Here is a 20,005-nt window from a genome sequence, read left to right as displayed (position 1 = left end):
CGGACCTGTGCTGAGCAGCGGCCCGGCCAATCGAATCCGAAAGGAAAATAGACATGACGGAAAAATCGCATACCAAAGCCAAGGATTTGGATCTGCAAGAGGAGGCCTCGCTGACCTCGGGATCCGACTCCTGGCACCTGCAGGGACTTCCCGACAAGGGCTATGAAGGCTATATGATCACCGACGGCCCTTATGGCTTGCGCAAGGCCACAGGCTCCGACGTCTACGGATCGGTTCCGGCCACCTGCTTCCCTCCGACCGCTGGGTTGGCCTCCTCATGGAATCCTGATCTGACCTACCAGGTGGGCCAGGCCATGGGCGAGGAGTGCATCCAGGAGAGGGTGGCCGTGATTCTGGGCCCCGGCATCAACATCAAGCGCAGCCCGCTGGGCGGCCGCAACTTCGAGTTTTACTCGGAGGATCCGGTCCTGGCTGGGCATGAAGCCGCTGGTCTGGTCGAAGGGGTCCAGTCCAAGGGCGTGGGAACCTCTCTGAAACACTTTGCAGCCAACAACCAGGAGACCGACAGGCTCAGGGTCAGCTCTGACGTGGACGAGCGCACTTTGCGCGAGATCTATCTGCCGGCCTTTGAATACGTGGTCAGGAATGCCAAGCCCTGGACCATCATGTGCGCTTACAACAAGCTCAACGGGGTCTTCAGCTCGGAGAACCGCTGGCTGTTAACGGAGGTTCTGCGCGGCGAGTGGGGCTACCAGGGCATGGTCATGTCCGACTGGGGGGCCGTCCACAACAGGGTCAATGCCCTGCAGGCCGGGCTCAATCTGGAGATGCCGCCCTCCCACACTGACGACCAGGTGGTTCAGGCCGTGCAGGCTGGCAAGTTGGGCAAGGAGCAACTGGACCGGATGGCCCAGGGGATCTTGGACCTGATCGACAAGGCCCGTCCGGCCATGTCACAGCTGGGGTATCGCTACGATGTTCAGGCGCACAACGACATGGCTCGTCGAGCGGCTCAGGAGTCCATCGTCCTCTTGCGCAACGAAGATCGGATTCTTCCTCTTGACCACCAGGAGAAGGTCGCCGTTATCGGCGAATTCGCCCGGACTCCGCGCTACCAGGGCGGAGGCTCCTCGCACATCACGCCCACCGAGGTCTCCTCGGCTCTGGATGGCTTCAAAGAGGCCGGAATGAATGTGGACTTCGCGCCCGGGTTCACGTTTAACGACAAGGAGCAGGATCCTGCTCTGACCCAGCAGGCGCTTGAGGTCGCGCGCGGAGCCGACACTGTGGTGCTCTTCCTGGGGTTGCCTGAAGATGCCGAGTCCGAGGGCTTTGACCGCACCAGCATGGATCTTCCTGACAAGCAGGTGGCTCTGCTCAAGGCTGTCTCCGAGGTCAACGACCGGGTGGTCGCCGTCCTCTCCAATGGAGCCGTGGTGACAGTTGCCGACTGGATGGACAAGACCAAGGGTCTGTTGGAGACCTGGCTGCTGGGCCAGGAGGGAGGACGCGCCGTGGTGGATGTGCTGACCGGCGCCGCCAATCCCTCGGGACATCTGCCTGAAACCATTCCGGTCCGGCTGGAGGACAACCCCACCATCACCTCCTTCCCCGGCGAGGAGGGTCACTCCCGCTATGGCGAGGGCGTCTACGTGGGCTACCGCTACTACGACACCTTCCAGCGTCCGGTGGCCTTCCCCTTCGGGTTCGGGCTGTCCTATGCCGACTTTGACCTGGATCAGGTTGCGGTGACCAAGACCGGAGCCAACTCGGCTCGGGTGGAGGTGACGGTGACCAACACCTCGCAGGTGGACGGCGCTCAGACCGTGCAGGTCTATGTGGCCCCCTGCGCCAGCCGGGTGAACCGGCCCAGCCATGAGCTCAAGGCCTTCGCCAAGGTCTTCCTGAAGGCCGGGCAGTCCCGCCGAGTGAGCATGGACCTGACTGAACGCGACTTCGCCTACTGGTCCACAGCCATGGATACCTGGCATGTGGAGGCGGGCACTTACCGCATCCAGGTGGGTACTTCCAGCCGAGATCTGGTTGCAGAAGAGGACCTGCAGGTGGATGGCGACGGCAGGTTCATTCCGTTGAATGCCGAATCGACCATGGCCGAGTGGCGCGAGAATTCGATTGGCGGGCCCATCTTGCGCGATCGTATCGATCAGGATGGCATACCGCTGCCTGACGATCCCAATACGGCTCAGCTTTTCGATACCATGCCTCTGGCATCGGTCATCACCTTGTCAGGCGGCGATGGCAATGGCATCGTGGCTGACATGGTCGACCGGTATCACCAAGCCCTCAAGCAGCAGGGCCTGGACTCCTGACATCACTGTCGGCTGGGCTCAGGGTGCTAGGAACCAGACGGCTACGTTCATGGCCTGACTGGGGTCGAAGTGCTCCAGCAGGACCATGGCGTTGATCAAGGTCAGGACCAGGCCAGCCAGACAGGTTAGTGTCAGTAGGCTCATGACGGCCGCTCCCGCTCTGGAGCGGCCGCCTTCGTATGCCGAGGATGCGGCGGCCATGATTACAACAGCAGCCAGGCAGATCAGCCAGGCGAAGTCGATGGTGTAGCGCACCGAGAACCCGCCAACATAGGAGTCTGCAGCCATAACCAGAGCCGCTAAGGCCAGGGCCAGGATCAAGGCGGGCATCCATCCTCGGCGCTGCAGTTCTTTTCGCACTCGGGGCAGGACGATAAGGACAAGGGCCAGTACGAGTACCGGGGTGGTGACTAACAGCCCGCCCAGGCCAGGCTCGGTGAAGTGCCAGACCCGCATGGGAGCGGGGGAGAATTGCAGGTAGGGGAAGACCGGCAGGGCGGTCAACGGCTGCAGAAGGTAGTAGTCAAAAATCTGAAGCAGACCTTGGGTGCCAGGATGATAGTTGGTCAGGTCCAGGACGGTCATTTGATATCTGTTGCCGAAGTCCAGCAGGGCCCCGAAGCGCCAGCGGTTGTACCAGAGCAGGGGAGCGGCTACCAGGATGACTGGCAACAGGCCACAGACCAGCAGCGACAGCGCCCGTTTCCTAGACAGGTCGGCAGGATGGCTCCTGCGAGCGAACAGGGTGTTGATGACTGCCCTTATTTCTTTGGCAAACAGGGGTAGCGCCAGTAGTCCGGCAGCCAAGAAGGTGGGTCGGCAGCCCAGGGTGGCAGCTATTGACAGCGAACCCAAAAAAAGTCGAGGTCTGGACAGTTGCCATGGTTGGTCCCCGTCCTCCACGGTCCACATCCGCGTTGATCCACGATCCGAATGCTTACTGGCATCTGCAGGCTGTCGATGGACCCGTCTGGCCCCCATCCAGAGCCAGAGTCCAGTCATGACCGCCAATATGGAGGCATCGAAGGGAATCGTATAGAAGTTGCGGCGGCACCAGAGGTAGACCATGCCGGATCCTTCCAGCATGGTTGTAAGAGCCATGCCGACCACGGCCAGGTTGACCCGGGGGAACCATCGGGCCAGCAGGCGGATGGTGGCCAGGGCGGTCATGATGGTGGCCGCCGTGACCAGCAGGGCGGCAGCCGAACTGGTGGGCAGGGCATACCCGCCCGGATGCGCCAGGCTGGTCACCGCCCTGTAAGGCAGAAAGAGCAGCAGTACCGGCAGGACACCGAAGTATGAGTACCAGTGGCCATTGTGATAGACATAGTCCCAATATATGGGTTGCTGGTCCTGGGCCAGCAGTGCGTTGCGGGTGGCTATGTCAAAGGGGTTGGCTGCCTTGGACAGACCCGGCGCCTGGCCCAGATCCAGCCAAGGGCGTCCATGCAGAAGGGCCTGCGCCACATGATCGTACTGGTTGAAGTCGTAGACGTAGGCCTGCGGGTGATGGTAGGCCACGGGGGTAAAGGTGGACAGATCATACTGGATGCTCCAGCAGGACCAGACTGCAAGCGGAGCCAAAATCAGGACCAGTGCCAGGCGCTGGCTTATCGAACCCGTATCCAGCCGGGTCCGCCAGAGGACCGAGCCGGGTAGGTAGCCTAGGATCAGCGCCGCCAGACAGGCCAGCATCAGTATCCGCGCTGGGTTGAGTTCCAGGGGTACCACATCGGCCGGAGTCATTCCGGTCAGCTCCAGCTGAGATCCGACGGGCTCCTGTATCCACAGTCGCATGGCCTGGATCCGACCGCCGTTGGGATTGCCTCTGATGCGTAGATAGTGGCTACGGGCCTGACCGGGGCAGATCAGCCCTCGGGTGCCCTGGGTCCAACCCTTGTCGCCGGCCAGGTGCAGGTCCAGACGTACATGAATCTGCGACAAGGGTGAACCCTTGATGTCTTCTGCCAGCTGAGCCTGAAGGAAGGATGCCCGTCCATCGGCGACAGGGACGTCCATCCAGGCATCAGCTGGATCGGTGACTTTCAGTCCTCCGCCCGGCAACGGGGACAGTCCTGGTCCCAGCTGGCGCGATTGTGAGGCGACGTGGCCAGCAGTCCTTGTCGGAGAGTTTGAGGATGAACCCGACAGCGACTGCCAATGGGCCAGATTGAAGACCCCCAGTTCCAGGGTGAGCACAACAAAAAGTGCCAGCAGCAGGCGGATGGCTGCGCCCCTGGCCGGGGTGGGGCGTCTCAGGGCTGGCAGAGTCATCACGGTTTTATTCTAACGGCGACATGTCGGGCTGGATTGGGACAATCAAAGGTATGTCCAAGAACGCGAAGAAGTCCCGGGGGTTCGGGGATCTGTCCGGCCTGGGCCGTTCCATTCTTTCCTCACTGGAGGGACTGGTCGGCTCCTCTCGTCCGACTGCTGGGAGTCGCGGGGATCGTCCCCTGGATTCTTCGGTGGCCGACATGGTCGATCTGATCAACCGGACAGGGCACCACCCAGATGATCGGCAGATGCGCGAATTTCTGGCCTCCCACAGCCGTGTTCTGGGCATCGCCGTCAAGCGTCGGCTTTTTCCGCGCCTGCAGGGCGTTCCCGATGGTCTGACGCTTGGCTGGGTCCAATGGTCTGATGCACCAGGCCGCGGCTTCGCGCTGGGTATCTTCACCGATCGTCGTCACTTCGCCCAGATTGCTCTGGCCGACGACCATGGCCGGGTCTTCATCGGCGAGCAGAGCCGGATGGACTTACAGAACATGGAACCTGCCTTCTTGCTGGGCCGGGAGGAGGAGGTGACCCTGGCCGACGGTCGTCGGCTGGGCCGCGATCCAGGTCAGGATTCGGGGCCGGTCCGCGCCCTGCAGGGTGCTGTAGCAGGCCGTGACGATGCCGGCCACATGCGTTGGCTGGCCTCCTGGCTGCGAGCCGATGGTCGCTATTCACTTGAGCAGCTGCGTCCGCTCCTGCCTCCTGAGATGCGCCTGGACCTGGAGTATAGGGATGCCGTGGCCATTGCCTTCTTCGCTGCTTACCTGCTGCCGCGCATCCAGGGAACCTTCACTGGGTTCGGCTCGGGCAACATCTTCTACCGGCTCAACCGGGAGGCGCCCATGGGAGCCATCCGACGCAGCGTGGGCGACATGATCCAAGCGCGCTCCCATGGACAGCGGGTCTCCGGTCTGGAGGATTTGTTCGCCGACCTGATGCGCGAGGCTGGGGCCCTATCGCCCGTCTCAGGCCTTGAGGCCGTTCATGGGGCGGAGCCCCTGCATCTGTATGCTTCTTCTTATTCGGGCGCCTACTTCCTGAGCTGGGACAATGGGCTGGAGTTCACTGCCGCCCTTGCGGCCCTGCGCATCGAGGGCAATCTCAACAGGTTCGCCGCCGTCAGCGCCTGGCTGGAGCGCAATGCCCGCCTGGGAACGCTGCCCACCGAGGACTCAATCAACCGCGTCCAGGCAACCCGGCTGGACCAGGCACTTTTGGATGATCCTGCCATTGTCGCCTTGCTGCGCCCGGGGGACTATCCGATTCGTTTCGACCCCCTGGAGGACGACGGGCGGACTGCCATCAATGCCATGGTCGACAAGGCTGCGGCGACCGCCGTCATGGTGCGTCAACAGGCTCCCCAGGCTCTGCCTGTGCGAGCGGACGGCCAGGGTCAGGAGCCGGTGCGTTCCGAGTGGGTCTACAGGCAGACGCTGTCCATGCTGATGCGTTCCCTCCGGCTGCCCTTCCGCTTCGATGTGGAGTTCAGGTCCAACCTCTCCCAAGGACAGGTGGCCCTGGCCTTCACTGCAGCAGGACGCACGATGATGCCTTCCAGCCGCTATGAGGACCAGTCGCGGGCCTGGCGGGACCTGGACGACGGCGAGCGATCCGCCATGAGCGCTGACTACAACCTGCGCGTCGGGCTGATGATGGCTGCCCTGGCCTTCGGGGTGGATCCGGCCGTGCGCGAGGTCAGCCTGCAGATCGACTCCATCGGTCTGGAAGAGGCTGTCGACCAGCAGAACTCGGCGATCAGGACCATGATGGGACAGGCCCTGGAGGCATTTGAGCGCATGCGTTCAGGCGAGGTGGCCCCCACCGGGTCCAAGGCTGATCCCAAGGATGGCGACGTGCACGGCGATCCCACCAAGCCCATTGCCTCTCGGATGGCCCCGGAGCAGCAAGAGGGGAACGAGGAGGACAAGGCCGAGGATCAGGGTGAAAAGGAATCTGTGGATCGTGAGTTCAAGGATCTCATGCAGGGCGTGGACCTTGACTCTGCTACTTTTGCGCCGCCGTCGTCAGCCAATGATTCCGACGCGGATGAGTCGACTTCTGATGATGCATCGAATGATGCCAGCAACGAATCCCAGAATCCGCTCAGCGCCCTGCAGAGCAATCCGACCATCCGCACCCTGGTCTCGGTGGTCTTCAGCAGGGAACTCTTCCTCTCCCGCATCCGTTCACAGGGTTTGAAGGATCCACGTGCCATCTACCGCTTCTTCGACGCGGCCATGCAGGTGGATCCCCAAGGCGGGCTCAAGCCTACTGAGGCTGAGTTTGACATGCGCGATGACCGCTTCAGCCCCCATGGCAGTCAGGAGGAACCCGAGTTCTCCGAGGTGGCCTTTGCTGATAAGTCTGCCAAGGCCCTGGGCGCACATAAGGCCGTGGATCTGTCCATCCAGCGTGCCGACCTGTTGCAGAGGGCTGTAGGCGGTTTCCACCAGCTGGCCTCGGACCGGACCATGACATCAGCGGCCAAGGCCCAGGCGGCCACAGGCATCATCCAGAGTATTGGCGACCCGGAGCTGGAACAGCTGGCCCCCCAGGTTGCCAGTGCCATGATCGATGGCACCCCTGTTCCAGACTTTGACTTCTCCCTGTCCTCCCAACTAGACAAGGAGCGCGTCAAAGCCCGTGATCTGCTCTTCTCCGGTGGGGCAGCCCAGGGCATACAGGTTGAACAAGACGCTATCGCTCATCTGGATGCCGTCTTTGCGGCCGAAGGCCAGGTACCCCGCTACTTCAACTCCTATGCCGAGCGGGTGGTCTACAACCGCCTCTTCGCCACACCGGGAGAGCGGACCCTGCTCATTCCTGACAACCTCTTCTATGCCCACTTGGAGATAGCTGACCTGCTGGCCCAGATCAAGGAGGACCAGGCGGCCCTCAAGCATCTGAACGCCATGGTGGCCTATGCGCCCGCCTATCCGCTTTCCCACCTGAAGCTGGCGGTCATGCTGGCTAACCGGGAGGACTGGGATTCGGCACGGGCTGCCACGCTCAACGCCCTGCGGGTGGCTTTGGATCGGGACGACGCCTCCTTCGCCTACTATCGCCTGGCCTATGCCTCATGGATGCGCGACGAGTTTGACGTGGCTGCAGCGGCCTACCTGATGAGCGAGCACATCAGTCCCGATCGGATACCAGCCCTCAAGAGCGAGCTTGCCGAGCTGCAGGCCAGGGCCCGCTCCCAGTGCGTGGTCCTGCCCGAAGACCACAGGCAGGCCCGCCGGGTGCTGGCAGAACACGGCCTGCCGGTCTGGCCTCACACCGAGGTGGCTTCGATAGTGCGCCAGGCCGCGCGCATCTGTGTGGACGGTGGGCTCTTCGTCCCGGCCCGAACACTGTCAATGGCGGCCGCAAGGATGAACGACGACGATAATGAAGGTGTTGATGTGGTACAGGCACAGTTCATGAGGTCGCTCAATGCATGACAAAACAGCTCAGGAAGATATCCAGCAAACCCGTGATGAGGACGGGGGTGCCGAGTCCAGGCCCAGGCCGGGCACTGACCGATGGATAGCCTCCCTGCAGCCCGACGATGCTGATGCCATGCGACTGGGGGAGTTGGACCTTGACTCTCTGGGAGCCCAACAGGCCCAGCGTCTCTGGTCCAGACTGGCTGCCTGGGTGGAGTCCGACCAGGTTGCCTACTACATAGACGATGCGCCGGTCTCCTCCGACGCGGCATATGATGCCAGGATGCGCTGCCTGCAGGAGCTGGAGTCCCGCTTCCCCAGCTTGGACACACCCCAGTCGCCGACGCACCGGGTCGGAGGGACTTTCTCCAACGACTTCGCCTCCGTTCGCCATCCCTCCCAGATGCTCAGCCTGGATGACGTTTTCAGTGTCGCCGAGCTGCGCCAGTGGTATGAGGGGCTTCGCAGCGAGCTCGACTGGCCGCGGGACAAGGCCCTGCCTATGACCAGCGAGGTCAAGATTGACGGCCTGGCCCTCAACCTTCTCTACCGCAACGGGGTTCTGGAGCAGGGCCTGACCAGGGGAGACGGCGTTACCGGGGAGGACATCACCCTGAACGTCAGGACCATTTCGAGCATTCCGCAGAACCTGTCTGGGCCTGCCAGTGATATTCCCGAGTTCGTGGAGGTCCGTGGTGAGGTCTTCATGCGGTTCGACGACTTCAAAGCCCTGAATGAGCAGCAGGAGCAGGAGGGAAAGGCGCCCTTCGCCAACCCTCGCAACGCCGCCGCTGGATCCCTGAGGCAAAAGGATCCGCGCATCACGGCCAGCCGCCGTCTGAGCTTCTATGCCCATGGATTGGGCTCCTTGACGTGGGGCCCGGCACATCCCAAGGGGACCCACGACGAGGTCATCGACCAGTCCCAGGCCTACGACCTTTATAAGCAATGGGGGATTCCGGTCTCTCCCCACAACCGGGTTGTTACCTCATTCGACCAGATCCTGGACATGATCGACTATTACGGCCAGCACCGCAATGACATTGAACACGCCCTGGACGGCATCGTCGTCAAGCTCCAGGATCGGGATCTCCAGCGCAGGCTGGGAGCTACCTCCCGTGCCCCTCGCTGGGCCGTTGCCTACAAGTACCCGCCGGAGGAGGTCAATACCCGGCTTCTGGATATCACCGTCCAGGTGGGCCGGACCGGGCGAATCACCCCGGTGGCTGTTCTCACTCCGGTCACTGTTGCAGGATCCACGGTCTCCAGGACCACCCTTCACAACGCCTCTGAGATCAAGCGCAAGGGCATTCTGATCGGGGACACGGTCGTGGTTCGCAAGGCGGGCGATGTCATCCCCGAGCTGGTCGGACCGGTCGTCGAGGCCAGGAAGGGGCGCGAAAAGGAATTGAGACCCTTCATCATGCCCGAGACCTGCCCCAGCTGCGGTGCCCGGCTGGCCCCGGCCAAGGAGGGTGATGTGGACATCCGCTGCCCCAATGTGGAGTCCTGCCCGGCCCAGCTGACCGAGCGGATCATCCACATGGCCTCGCGAAAGGCTCTGGACATCGAGCATCTGGGGGAGCAGAGCGCCATAGCCCTGACCAACCCCGATGAGAACCGGCCCGGTTCCGTGGAGGTCTACGCTCCCGGACTGCGTGAGGTCCTGGTCGACCAAGGCGGCCAGGCAGCCCAGTATCAGCCGGACCCGGACCTGAAGCTTCCGCCTCGTCAGGAACCTGTCCTGACCAGCGAGGCGGGTCTCTTCGACTTGAAGGTGGAGGATTTGCGCCAGGTCTATGTCTGGCGTGAGGTTCCCCTGATGGAGCAGGCGGAGGTCGAAGGCCGGCAGGGACGTGCCACAACCAAGCGCCGGACTGGCGGCAGCGGTCTCTGGTACCGGGTGCCTGCCTTCTACAACCTGCCCAAGAGCGCCCAGGCTGGCCAGGGCGAGCGGGCTATGAACAGCCATGAGACCCAGGTCCAGGAGGCCGCCCTGGGCAGTGCCGACGCCCAACCCTCCAGGAACACCCTGCAGATGCTTGAAGAGATCGACAAAGCCAAGCATGCCGACCTGTGGAGGGTCCTGGTGGCCCTGTCCATCCGACACCTGGGACCGACCTCGGCCCGGGCCATCGCCACCCGCTTCCCGTCGCTCAAGGCCGTGGAGGAAGCCAGCGTGGAGGACCTGTCCGAGCTGGACGGCGTGGGCCCCGAGATCGCGCATTCCATCCACGACTGGTTCCAGGGTGCTCGGCAGCCCGACGACTGGCGTGGACGCATCCTGGATGCCTGGCAGGCAGCTGGCGTGGGCGCTCATGTCGAGCGCAGCACTAAGCCACAGACTCTAAAGGGCATGACCGTTGTGGTCACTGGCAGCCTGGAGGACTTCTCCAGGGACTCCGCCAAGGAGGCCATCGTGGAGCGCGGCGGCAAGGCCTCAGGATCCGTAAGTAAAAAGACCACCTATGTGGTGGTGGGCGCCAACCCGGGATCCAAGGCCGAAAAGGCTGAGAGCCTGGGCCTGCCAATCCTGGACGAGGCGGCCTTCCACCGCCTGCTTGACACTGGCGATCCCAGCCCAGCCCAAGGTTGATTGTGACATTCGCAATATCCGACCAGCCGCGCCCTAGCAGCCGATGGCTGGGCGCGATATGGTGACGGCATGGAACAAGTAGAGCATCGCAAGGAAGGGACCCGGGATCTGGAGGAGCTGCCTCGAAGAATCAAGGGGGAGGTCTATGAGCGGCTCAGTCGGGTCATCGATCCAGAGCTGGGACGGTCCATTACCGATTTGGGCATGATCACCGACATCATTGTCGAGCCAGCCAGGGATGCCCAGGCCGATTATGAGGTGACCGTGCGGGTGGAGCTGACCATCAAGGGATGCCCGCTGTCGGCCACCATCACCAACCAGATCAACGGGACCGTGACTTCCTATCCGCGAGCCCGGCTGCGCCCGCATATCGATGTCTCCTCCATGAGCCGGGAAAAGCTGGACAACCTGGTAGCCGACCTCAAGGCCGCCCGGCGCAGCAACCCCTTCTCCAAGCCCGGCGTGGGCACCCGCATCTTCGCCATTGCCTCGGGCAAGGGCGGCGTGGGCAAGTCCTCGGTGACGGTCAATCTTGCGGCCACGCTGGCTGCCCTAGGCTATGACACGGCTGCCATCGACGCGGACATCTACGGATTCTCCCTGCCTGGGCTCTTCGGTGTACACAGCCGGCCCACCAATCTGCACGGCATGCTGATGCCGGTCACCGCATGGGGGGTCAAGCTGATTTCCATCGGCATGTTCGCCGGGTCGGACCGGGCCATTCTCTGGAGGGGTCCACGCCTACAGCGCTCGCTGGAGCAATTCCTTTCCGATGTCTGGTGGGGAGACCCCGATGTGCTTTTGTTGGATCTGGCCCCAGGTACCGGGGACATGGCCCTATCGGTGGCCCAGGCCCTGCCCAACAGCCGGCTGATCGTGGTCACCACCCCTCAGCCCTCGGCCTCGCAGGTGGCCGTGCGTTCAGGGCTGGTGGCCCTCCAGCTGCCCACCAAGGTCCAGGGTGTGATTGAAAACATGTCCTGGTACGAGCACAATGGCGAGCGGCTGCGCATTTTCGGGCAGGGAGGCGGCCAGCGTGTGGCTGATCAGCTGACCCGGGATCTGGGGTATCAGGTGCCCCTGCTGGAGCAGTTGCCCCTGCAGACCGACCTGCGCGAATCGGGGGAGTCCGGCCGGCCGGCCGTACTCAGACCGGATGGCTCCCTGGATGATTCGCCGCTGACCATGCGATTTGTGGACCTGGCCAAGACCCTGATGGAGGGTTCGGAGCCCGGCGATGCCCGTCGGGCCGCTGGTGAGGACTGACTCTCAACGAGGACCGACTTTAGAGAGATGACTCAGTCCGCTGGACTGGCCACTGTGGGTATGCCTTCTCGGCCATCCTCCGAATTTAGCCAACCTTGGAGTTTTAATCCGGTGCCGCGTTTTGTCTGAAGCTAGACGCCGGCCGGGCTCTTCCGGCTGGTGATCTGTCGCGAGGGGATGGCCAGGAACCAGGGGACTGCCAGCAGGACCAGGCCGATGGCGCACATGGCCAGGAAGGGAATGACCTCATGGCCTGCCAGGATGTAGGAGGCGAACATGGGTCCCACGATGTAGCCCAGGGAGGCGGCCGTGTTGAGCAGGCCGAACATGCGTCCGCTGAACGATGGTCCGGCCAGCTCAGCGGCCACCACCGGCTGGGAGATGCCCATCATGACCTCGCCCAGTCCGAAGATGGTGATGCCCAGGGAGGCGACGCTCAGAGCGCCGGGGGTGGAATCCAGGCGCAGGCCCAGGACGATAATCATCCAGGCCGCAGCCCAGAAGACCGGCACGGTGCGCAGCAGGCGCACATGGTTGGCATCTTTGAGCCGGGGTAGCAGCACGATGTTCATGATGACCACCGAGAAGGTATTGACCACATCCACCACCGAAAGAGACCAGCGTGGGATGTGCGGATCCGAAATCAGGGTGGTGACCAGGCCGGCGTCGAACTGGGAGTAGCCGAACAGATCCATGAAGAAGGTGCCGAGGGTCAGCAGGATCATGGAGGCCAGCACCCTGGTCAGGGAGCTGGTCCGCCCTCCAAAGGTGCCGTTGACGGTCTTGCTTTCTGTGCTGTCCGATCGGCTGGCCTGCAGAGCATTGGTGGACTGTACGGATTCCTGGACGACCTCCTGTTCCGCCTTGGCCTTGAGCTCAGCCGTCAATCGTCGCAGCTGCCAGTGTCGTTCGATGACCAGCAGGGACAGACTGAGCAGGGCGAATCCCAGGGCCCTACCGCCGAAGCCGAGCCGATAGAGAAAGTCCTGACCACCGGCGGCCAGCAGTCCGCCAACGGCCGCTCCAAGGCCGATGCCCAGGTTTAGTTCGGCCTGGTTGATGCCGTAGACGATTCGGTGCTGCTTCCTGGTGGAGATCTGCGTCAGAATGCTGGCCCAGGAGGTCTGCATGCCCATCCCTAGGCCTGATACGAAGGCTCCCGCCACTGCCGCACGATAGTCGTGGGCCATGGTGAAGATCAGGGGGCCGATGACCGAGAAGATCATGGCTGTGTGCATGGCCAGCCATGAGGAGTGACGGTCCGAGACCCAGCCGATGATGGGATTGGAGATCAGGGACCCTACAGAGCTGATGGTCACGAGGAGCGCTGCCTCGCTCATGGTCGCGCCCAGGGAATGGGTGGCGAAGAGCAGCTCGATGGGCATGACCAGGCCGATGCCGAAGTTGCACATGAGGTCTACGATGAGCATGGCTCGCAAATATACGGGCAACTCCATGAACTCACGCAGCCAGCGCACTTCACCACCCCTGACTTTGGCCCTATATAAGGCATAATTACGGACAATATTAATGTTGATGGTAATCGGAGGCATGACTATTTGCGGCAAGATCGACCATTAACTTTCCAACGCCATACTGTATGCTCAGGATTGATAGGTCGAGAAGGAGTGCTGAATGTTGACGGTAGCCCTTGTCGAGGATGATGAGCCCGCCACAGCCTGGTTGCACCGCTGTCTGGATGATTACATGGACAAGACAAAGGCGAGGATCGAAATAACCGATTTTCGTGAGCCCACGGCCTTAGTTGAGCCGTATCGGATTCGGTACGACCTGATTTTCATGGATATTGATCTGCCCAATATGAATGGGCTCGAAGCTGCCAGGCGAATAAGGCACATGGATCAGAAAGTCATTATTATCTTCGTGACCAATATGGCTCAATATGCAGTCAAAGGATATGAAGTTTCGGCTTTAGACTATATTGTAAAACCCTTTACTAAAGAGGATTTCAATAGGAAAATGGACAGGGCCGTGTCCCTGTGTCGGCAGCAAGCTGATACCATTACCATAAGATACAGGTCAAAGGGTCAACGTATTTTCCTGCGGGACTTGGCCTACATCGAGGTTCGACGCCATCAGTTGGATTTCCATACCGACAAGGGTCTGATACATGGGGTGGGCAGTCTTCAAGAAGTGGAAGACATGCTCCAGGGACATGGTTTTATTCGCTCATCTAAGTCCTTTCTAGTCAATCAGCGTTATATACGTCTGGTAAAGGGGGAGGAGATCACCCTCCTAAATGGGTCTGTTTTAACTATCGGCCGAGTCTACCGTAAGACTTTCATGGCTCAACTCGTCACTTGCATCGGCAATGACCATGTTATCTGAAGACCCGATTGAGACCGTTCTTTGGTTCTTCCAGTCGTCGGGATTCTTATTTGAGCTGATTCTCTCAATCGGTCTCTATACATGGAAGTTGGATCGTCGTCCTCCGATCTTTTTCCGGATGGGTCTATCATTGACGCTCATGTTGATCATCTGCCTTGTTTGGGCAGAACTTGTACATCAGAACCCTTATACCCTCATCCTTAGGGTCACCGTTTTCTATGCTATGTGTCTGGCTGCCATGAAGATATGCCTGTGCTTGAGCACGGGACAGGCTGTCTTTTACCTGGTGGCGGGCGTAGCTACTCAGCATTTGATCTATTGCGGCGCCCAGATCATTGTTTCCCTGCTGAAAAGCTTCACAGATATGCGTGGCGACATGCTGTCCTATTTGGTTTATCCGGTGATCTTCCTGGCTCTCCTGCCTGTCGTATATAGGGTCTTTGCGCGTTCCATAGTCGAACATGCACCACCCAGCACGGTCAGCAAGCACATTCCGCTCATACTTGTTGGCGTGATGTTGTGTGTAAACGTCTTTGCCTGTCTTTTCGATGAACTTGTAGGAAACACCCGCATCCCAGTTCTGGCTTATCTGATGTTCACACTCACCCGTTTGATCACGTGCATTTTCATTCTGGTCTTGCTTGATGAGATATCTGGTCGCAGGGCGGCCGAGCAGGATGGGCTCATGCTGCAGCGTCTTCTGGCACAGCAGGAGCAGCAGATGCAGCACGACAAAGAAACAGTCGATCTCATCAACATCAAAGCCCATGACATCAAGAAAGAGATCAACGATCTGGGAACTGCCTTGGATAAGGATGAGATCAAGGACCTTAATACTTTGATTGATGTCTATGACACCAAAGTCAAGGCTGGGAATGAAGCGCTGGAAATACTGTTGGCTGGTAAAGCCCTGCTCTGTCAAAAGCGTGGCATTCAATTCGACCGTATGATAGATGGTTCTTGCCTGGACTTTATGAGGCAGGGGGACGTATATTCCCTGTTTGCCAATGCCATGGACAACGCCATAGAGGCTACGGATTCCCTGGATGTCATGACAGATAAGTACATCAGGTTGATTGTGCATCCTGACAAAGGAATGGCGGTGATCCACTTGGAGAACCCCTACAAGGGAAGGCTGATTTTCAAAGACGATCTGCCGGTCACCACCAAATCTGATGCGCGCTATCACGGGTTTGGCATGCGTTCCATGCGTATGATCGTGACGCGTTATAAGGGGTATATGGTGGTTGATGACTCGCAGGGGATTTTCCGACTTAATATCCTTCTTCCTGTACCCTGAATTCATTTCGTGTATCTAAAAGAACCTTTCGTGTCATGCAGCTTGGTCGCTCACTTCTCATGCGAGAGCCTTAGAGGGTATTCGACAAAGAAACGACGAGACCGCGGGCAGCTTAAGGTGACCCTCTCGCCGTAGTAATCGAGAAGAGGCAAAGATGCTGACGGTGGGCCGTCTTGCTGTTGAGAATATGACCGAGGGCTGCGTCACTGATTCAGTTCATCCCCTTTTCACTTTCAATCTTGACAGTGACTGTCAGGATGATCGCATGGAATCAGCCACCCTCAAGGTGAATTCATGGGTGGGTAATCCTGGCGATGATATGTCTATCAGATATGGGGGTCCTGATTTAAAGCCCTTCACCAGCTACAACCTCGACTTGAACGTCAGGGATACGCTCGGTCAGTCTGCCTTTGCCGTTGCCCAATTCGAAACCGGACGCATGGGAACCCCTTGGCAGGCCAAATGGATCACGGACGGCACCTATAGGTTTCATGAAAAGAAGGTTTCGCCTTCCCCTATGGTTTTTCGGAGAGTTTGCTCCTTGAAGGAGGGGAAGGTCATCAGGGCACGTCTTTATACCACTGCTTTGGGTATCTACGACTTCACCATAAATGGCAAGGAGGTCTCCGATCGGTATTTCGCCCCCGGCTTCACATCCTATGCCTCCAAGCTCCAGTACCAGACTTACGATGTCACAAATCTTCTGGCCGGTGGCGGTCAGAAGGAGATCACAGCCGTGGTGGCCGGTGGGTGGGCTGTAGGATCCTTTTCCTTTACTAGGAAAAACAGGATTAGCGCAGACCGTCAGGCGCTCTTGGCCGAGCTTCGGATTGAGTTCGAAGATGGCACCAGTCAGATCATTGGCACTGATAAGGATTGGTCAGTCACTTTGAACGGTCCCTGCCGGATGGCTGACCTGTATGACGGTGAGACCTACGATGCCAGGATCGATTTGAGTGAGTCGCAAATGGGTCCTGACTGGCACCCTGCAGCTATTGAGAAGCCGAAAATCCATCCTCTTCTGGTTGCTGACTATGGTAGTCCGGTTCGGCCCCACGAAGTCTTGAAGCCTATTAGCGTATCCAGACTCTCCTCTAATGAGCTGGTTTATGATATGGGTCAAAATTTTGCGGGTGTGGTTAGGCTGACCATCGATGGGAAAGAAGGGCAGATCATCAAGGTCCGTCACTCCGAAATCCTCAACCCGGATGGCAGCCTCAACACCCGGTTCCTTCGTACGGCCAAAGCGACCTTGACCTATATCTGTCGCCAGGGCCGCCAGGTTTATTCCCCTCGCTTTACATATATGGGGTTCAGGTACGTTTCCGTCAGCGGCATATCAGCTGGCAGGATCCAAGTTGAAGGTCTGGCTCTCTACTCAGATATGCCTGTGACCGGGGATTTTTCATGTTCAGAACCCAGGCTGAACCGTTTGCAGAGCAATATTGTCTGGGGTGCCAAATCCAACTTGATGGATATACCAACAGACTGTCCCCAAAGGGACGAACGTATGGGGTGGACAGGCGATATCGCAGTCTTCGCTCCAACAGCCTGCTACAACTTCGATATGAGTCGATTCCTTGACAAATGGCTGAAGGATGTAGCCGATGAGCAAGCGCGGACTGGCGGAATACCGAACACAGTGCCAGCGCAGGGGTTCGGATTCCCGGACACGATGCCCACGATGGCCGTTGACTGGTGGGGAGATGCCTGTGTCTTGGTACCGTGGGCCGAATATCAGGCTCGAGGCAATATTGATCTCCTGGAACGGATGTATCCGGTAATGCAACGCTATGTTCGTGCCTGCCGGTTCTGGGCTGGGCTTTGGGGTATAGGTAAGAGGCGATACATCTGGCACACCCCAGCAGTGGTTCATTTCGGCGATTGGGTGGCACCTGACCTTCCCAAAATGTCTCAATGGCAGGCCCGGAGTCCTTGGACAGCCACAGCAAGTCTCAACAACACCAGCCGGACCCTGGCAAAAGTGGCAAGAGAGCTAGGCAAGGATCGTGAGGCACAGGAGTACGACCTGTTGGCCGACAAGGTGGCTGATGCTTACATATCGGTTTTTACTGATGGACGGGGGCATCTGAAAAAAGAATTCCAGACAGCGTATGTCCTCCCTCTCTACTTGCACATGTTCAAAGGGGAAGAAAGAAAAGAAGCAGCAGCTCGCCTGGCCGAGCTGGTAAAAGAGAATGGGTACCGAATCGGCACCGGATTTCCTGGGACGCCTTATATCCTCTTTGCTCTGGCTGATAACGGACAAGTAGATGCTGCGTATCGGATGCTGTTGAACGATACCTGTCCATCTTGGCTTTACGAGGTGAAAATGGGCGCCACAACGATATGGGAACGCTGGGATGGCCTTGACGAATCCGGTCAGTGTCCTATCGGTGATGACGGCACTGATCTGATGATTTCCTACAACCATTATGCATCAGGTGCCGTGGGAGACTTCCTCTACCGTCGCGTACTCGGAATTGAGATGATCGATCCAGGATATCGTACCTTCAGATTTAAACCCATTATTCACTCCAGCCTGAACTGGGCCAAGGGACACGTTCAGACTCCCTACGGCACTATTAGTGCCTCCTGGAAGGTTGAGGATTCCCTTCTTGCCGTTCGTGTCCATGTTCCTATAGGGACACGTTGTCGCCTGGAATTGCAGGGGGGGCAGACACAAGATCTCTGTCCTGGTGATCACCAGGTTAATCAGACCATCAACTTGGGAACAAGGCAAGAAGAGGACAAAAACTGATGGCTCAGCAGAAAATAAATCTATTAGAACAGTTCTTTTCTTCGAGCTGGTTGCGCACCCGCATCACCTCGGCCAATGTCCAGATCAAGGAAATGGTTCTCGGTTATCTTGTAGGACCATTGTGCGCCCTTATCTCGAATGCCATCTTCGCCTCTTATCTGAACAGGTACTATTCGGATATTCTCCACTGGACCGATAAGAGCAAATTCGGTCTCTTTGCAACCTTTATGCCAATGGTCTCCGTCATAGTCGTGGTTCTGGGTAATCTTCTGGTGGGACGAATGATGGATTTGACCAGAACCCCTCAGGGCAAGGCAAGGCCTTATCTTCTTTTGTCGGCTCCGATTCTTATGGTTGCCATCATCGGCCTTTTCATGACTCCTAGGAACTCCTCGCCGACGATGCAGATGGTCTGGATTTGCGTCTCCTATAACCTTTACTACGCGTTGGCATACCCTATGTTCTATACGGCTCACAGTTCTATGGTCAATCTTTCTACCCGCAACACCAATCAGCGGGGGCTCCTGGCCACTTTGTCCAACGCAGCAGGCGTGGCTGCAGTTGGTATCGGCGCCAGCATACTGGTGCCGGTCCTCCTTCAGGGTTTTCTGTTCGTAGATCATGGGGGGGTCATTGATACACAGGCCTCATACAATCACTGGAAGGTGGTAATTTTAGTCCTCTGTCTGATCACTTTTCTCGGTATTCTCTGCGAGTACTACTTCACCCGTGAACGGATAACCGAAGAGAATCTCAAGCTCAAGATCAAAGAGACAAAGTTACCCATGGCAAGACAGGTCAAAGCCTGCATGACTGAACCTTTCTGGTGGGTCATCATCCTATATTTCCTTCTATTCCAGCTTTCCGGCATGGTCAAAAACGGTTCTATGAGCTACTACAGCCGGTGGATGTTCAACGATGTGACCGGGGAGGGAGCCGCAGGCGGGGCTATGAGCGCTCTTGGTCTGATCGGCGGCATCCCCACTGCTATTGGCATGGTCCTGGCTTGGCCGATCGCCAATAAGCTGGGCAAGAGGAAAGCTGTGGCCTGGGGGATGGTCATTGCCGTCATCGGAGGATCATTCAGCCTTATTGACGTTCATAGCCTGAAAATGGTCTGCATAGGTGTCGCCTTGAAGGGGGTCGGCTCCATTCCTGCCATGTATGTGACTTTGGCTCTTCTTTCCGATGTACTGGACCACTTGGAGGCTAAAAACGGGTTCCGTTCGGATGGATTCACCATGGCCGTCTATGGGGCGATCATGGTTGGAATGACTGGCTTAGGCAGCGGTCTGATCAATATGCTTCTCACCGCGTCAGGTTATGACCCTTCTCTGCCTCGACAGAACAGAACAGTCCAGTCAGTGCTGGTTGTCTGCTACATAGGTTTCGAATTGGTCTGTTATGCGGCCATCGCGGTTCTCATGATTTTTCTCAATGTGGAACGCCATTCGGACGAGGACCATGCCTTGATTCTCAGGCATCAGAAAGAGAAGGTTTTGGCGGCAGGTGGAGAGTGGTTGGACCCTTCCGTCCGTCTGCAACGGGAACAGGATGAGGCGGATAGAAAGGCCGAATCCGTAAGACAGGAAGAACTACGCCAACGATGCGTCAGGAAAGGGCTGGACTTCGAAAAGGAGGAATCCAAGTATCAGGATAGACAAAAAATTCTGCTGAGTTGGAAGCGCAAGCTCCATCTTGAGCAGTAGCAGCAGGGGGTAGAGAAGCAAGACT

At 58.7% G+C, this 20,005-nt stretch carries 10 protein-coding genes; 8 read left to right on the top strand and 2 right to left on the bottom strand.

The features are described 5' to 3' along the window. Positions 1-53: 53 nt before the first annotated feature. A complete protein-coding gene (locus DKK74_RS05355) occupies positions 54-2,291 on the top strand; it encodes an exo-alpha-(1->6)-L-arabinopyranosidase (RefSeq protein WP_110413132.1) in 2,238 nt (745 codons plus the stop codon). A gap of 18 nt (positions 2,292-2,309) precedes the next feature. Here the strand turns inward: DKK74_RS05355 and DKK74_RS05350 are convergent, their stop codons facing one another. Beyond that, positions 2,310-4,568 (bottom strand): hypothetical protein, encoded by a 2,259-nt coding sequence (locus DKK74_RS05350; RefSeq protein WP_146210545.1) that lies wholly within the window; start codon positions 4,566-4,568, stop codon positions 2,310-2,312. 50 nt (positions 4,569-4,618) lie between these two features. Here DKK74_RS05350 and DKK74_RS05345 point away from each other — a divergent pair, with 50 nt between their 5' ends. The 3 genes from DKK74_RS05345 (at position 4,619) to DKK74_RS05335 (ending at position 11,861) form a co-directional block, all read left to right on the top strand. Next, a complete protein-coding gene (locus DKK74_RS05345) occupies positions 4,619-8,014 on the top strand; it encodes a tetratricopeptide repeat protein (RefSeq protein WP_258334467.1) in 3,396 nt (1,131 codons plus the stop codon). Then, positions 8,007-10,595: an NAD-dependent DNA ligase LigA gene (gene ligA / locus DKK74_RS05340; RefSeq protein ID WP_110413130.1), complete on the top strand. Its 2,589-nt coding sequence runs from the start codon at positions 8,007-8,009 to the stop codon at positions 10,593-10,595. The genes DKK74_RS05345 and ligA overlap by 8 nt, the downstream gene beginning before the upstream one ends. Before the next feature lie 69 nt (positions 10,596-10,664). Then, on the top strand, positions 10,665-11,861 hold the full coding sequence (locus DKK74_RS05335; RefSeq protein ID WP_110413129.1) for an Mrp/NBP35 family ATP-binding protein: 1,197 nt from the start codon (positions 10,665-10,667) through the stop codon (positions 11,859-11,861). Between the two features lie 131 nt (positions 11,862-11,992). On the opposite strand, the gene DKK74_RS05330 is transcribed toward DKK74_RS05335, so the two are convergent. Continuing rightward, complete coding sequence (locus DKK74_RS05330) at positions 11,993-13,339, bottom strand: MFS transporter (protein WP_181414933.1); 1,347 nt, start codon at positions 13,337-13,339, stop codon at positions 11,993-11,995. Between the two features lie 157 nt (positions 13,340-13,496). Between DKK74_RS05330 and DKK74_RS05325 the strand changes: the two genes are divergently transcribed. The 4 genes from DKK74_RS05325 (at position 13,497) to DKK74_RS05310 (ending at position 19,980) form a co-directional block, all read left to right on the top strand. Further along, the gene (locus tag DKK74_RS05325) at positions 13,497-14,210 is read left to right on the top strand and encodes a LytR/AlgR family response regulator transcription factor (RefSeq protein WP_110413127.1); all 714 of its coding nucleotides are present in this window, start codon (positions 13,497-13,499) and stop codon (positions 14,208-14,210) included. Beyond that, a complete protein-coding gene (locus DKK74_RS05320; protein WP_181414932.1) occupies positions 14,200-15,510 on the top strand; it encodes an ATP-binding protein in 1,311 nt (436 codons plus the stop codon). The genes DKK74_RS05325 and DKK74_RS05320 overlap by 11 nt, the downstream gene beginning before the upstream one ends. 154 nt (positions 15,511-15,664) lie before the next feature. Beyond that, positions 15,665-18,271 (top strand): alpha-L-rhamnosidase, encoded by a 2,607-nt coding sequence (locus tag DKK74_RS05315; protein WP_110413125.1) that lies wholly within the window; start codon positions 15,665-15,667, stop codon positions 18,269-18,271. Further along, a complete protein-coding gene (locus tag DKK74_RS05310; RefSeq protein WP_110413124.1) occupies positions 18,271-19,980 on the top strand; it encodes an MFS transporter in 1,710 nt (569 codons plus the stop codon). The genes DKK74_RS05315 and DKK74_RS05310 overlap by 1 nt, the downstream gene beginning before the upstream one ends. Positions 19,981-20,005 lie beyond the last annotated feature (25 nt).

Source organism: Bifidobacterium asteroides (assembly GCF_003202755.1).
GTDB lineage: Bacteria > Actinomycetota > Actinomycetes > Actinomycetales > Bifidobacteriaceae > Bombiscardovia > Bombiscardovia asteroides_F.
This window is presented reverse-complemented; position numbering and strand designations above follow the sequence as displayed.

Coding starts and splice junctions, on each gene's coding strand:
- ligA (WP_110413130.1), top strand. CDS start 8,007: ATGCATGACAAAACAGCTCAGGAAGATATCCAGCAAACCCGTGATGAG.
- DKK74_RS05315 (WP_110413125.1), top strand. CDS start 15,665: ATGCTGACGGTGGGCCGTCTTGCTGTTGAGAATATGACCGAGGGCTGC.
- DKK74_RS05320 (WP_181414932.1), top strand. CDS start 14,200: ATGTTATCTGAAGACCCGATTGAGACCGTTCTTTGGTTCTTCCAGTCG.
- DKK74_RS05355 (WP_110413132.1), top strand. CDS start 54: ATGACGGAAAAATCGCATACCAAAGCCAAGGATTTGGATCTGCAAGAG.
- DKK74_RS05345 (WP_258334467.1), top strand. CDS start 4,619: ATGTCCAAGAACGCGAAGAAGTCCCGGGGGTTCGGGGATCTGTCCGGC.
- DKK74_RS05325 (WP_110413127.1), top strand. CDS start 13,497: ATGTTGACGGTAGCCCTTGTCGAGGATGATGAGCCCGCCACAGCCTGG.
- DKK74_RS05335 (WP_110413129.1), top strand. CDS start 10,665: ATGGAACAAGTAGAGCATCGCAAGGAAGGGACCCGGGATCTGGAGGAG.
- DKK74_RS05310 (WP_110413124.1), top strand. CDS start 18,271: ATGGCTCAGCAGAAAATAAATCTATTAGAACAGTTCTTTTCTTCGAGC.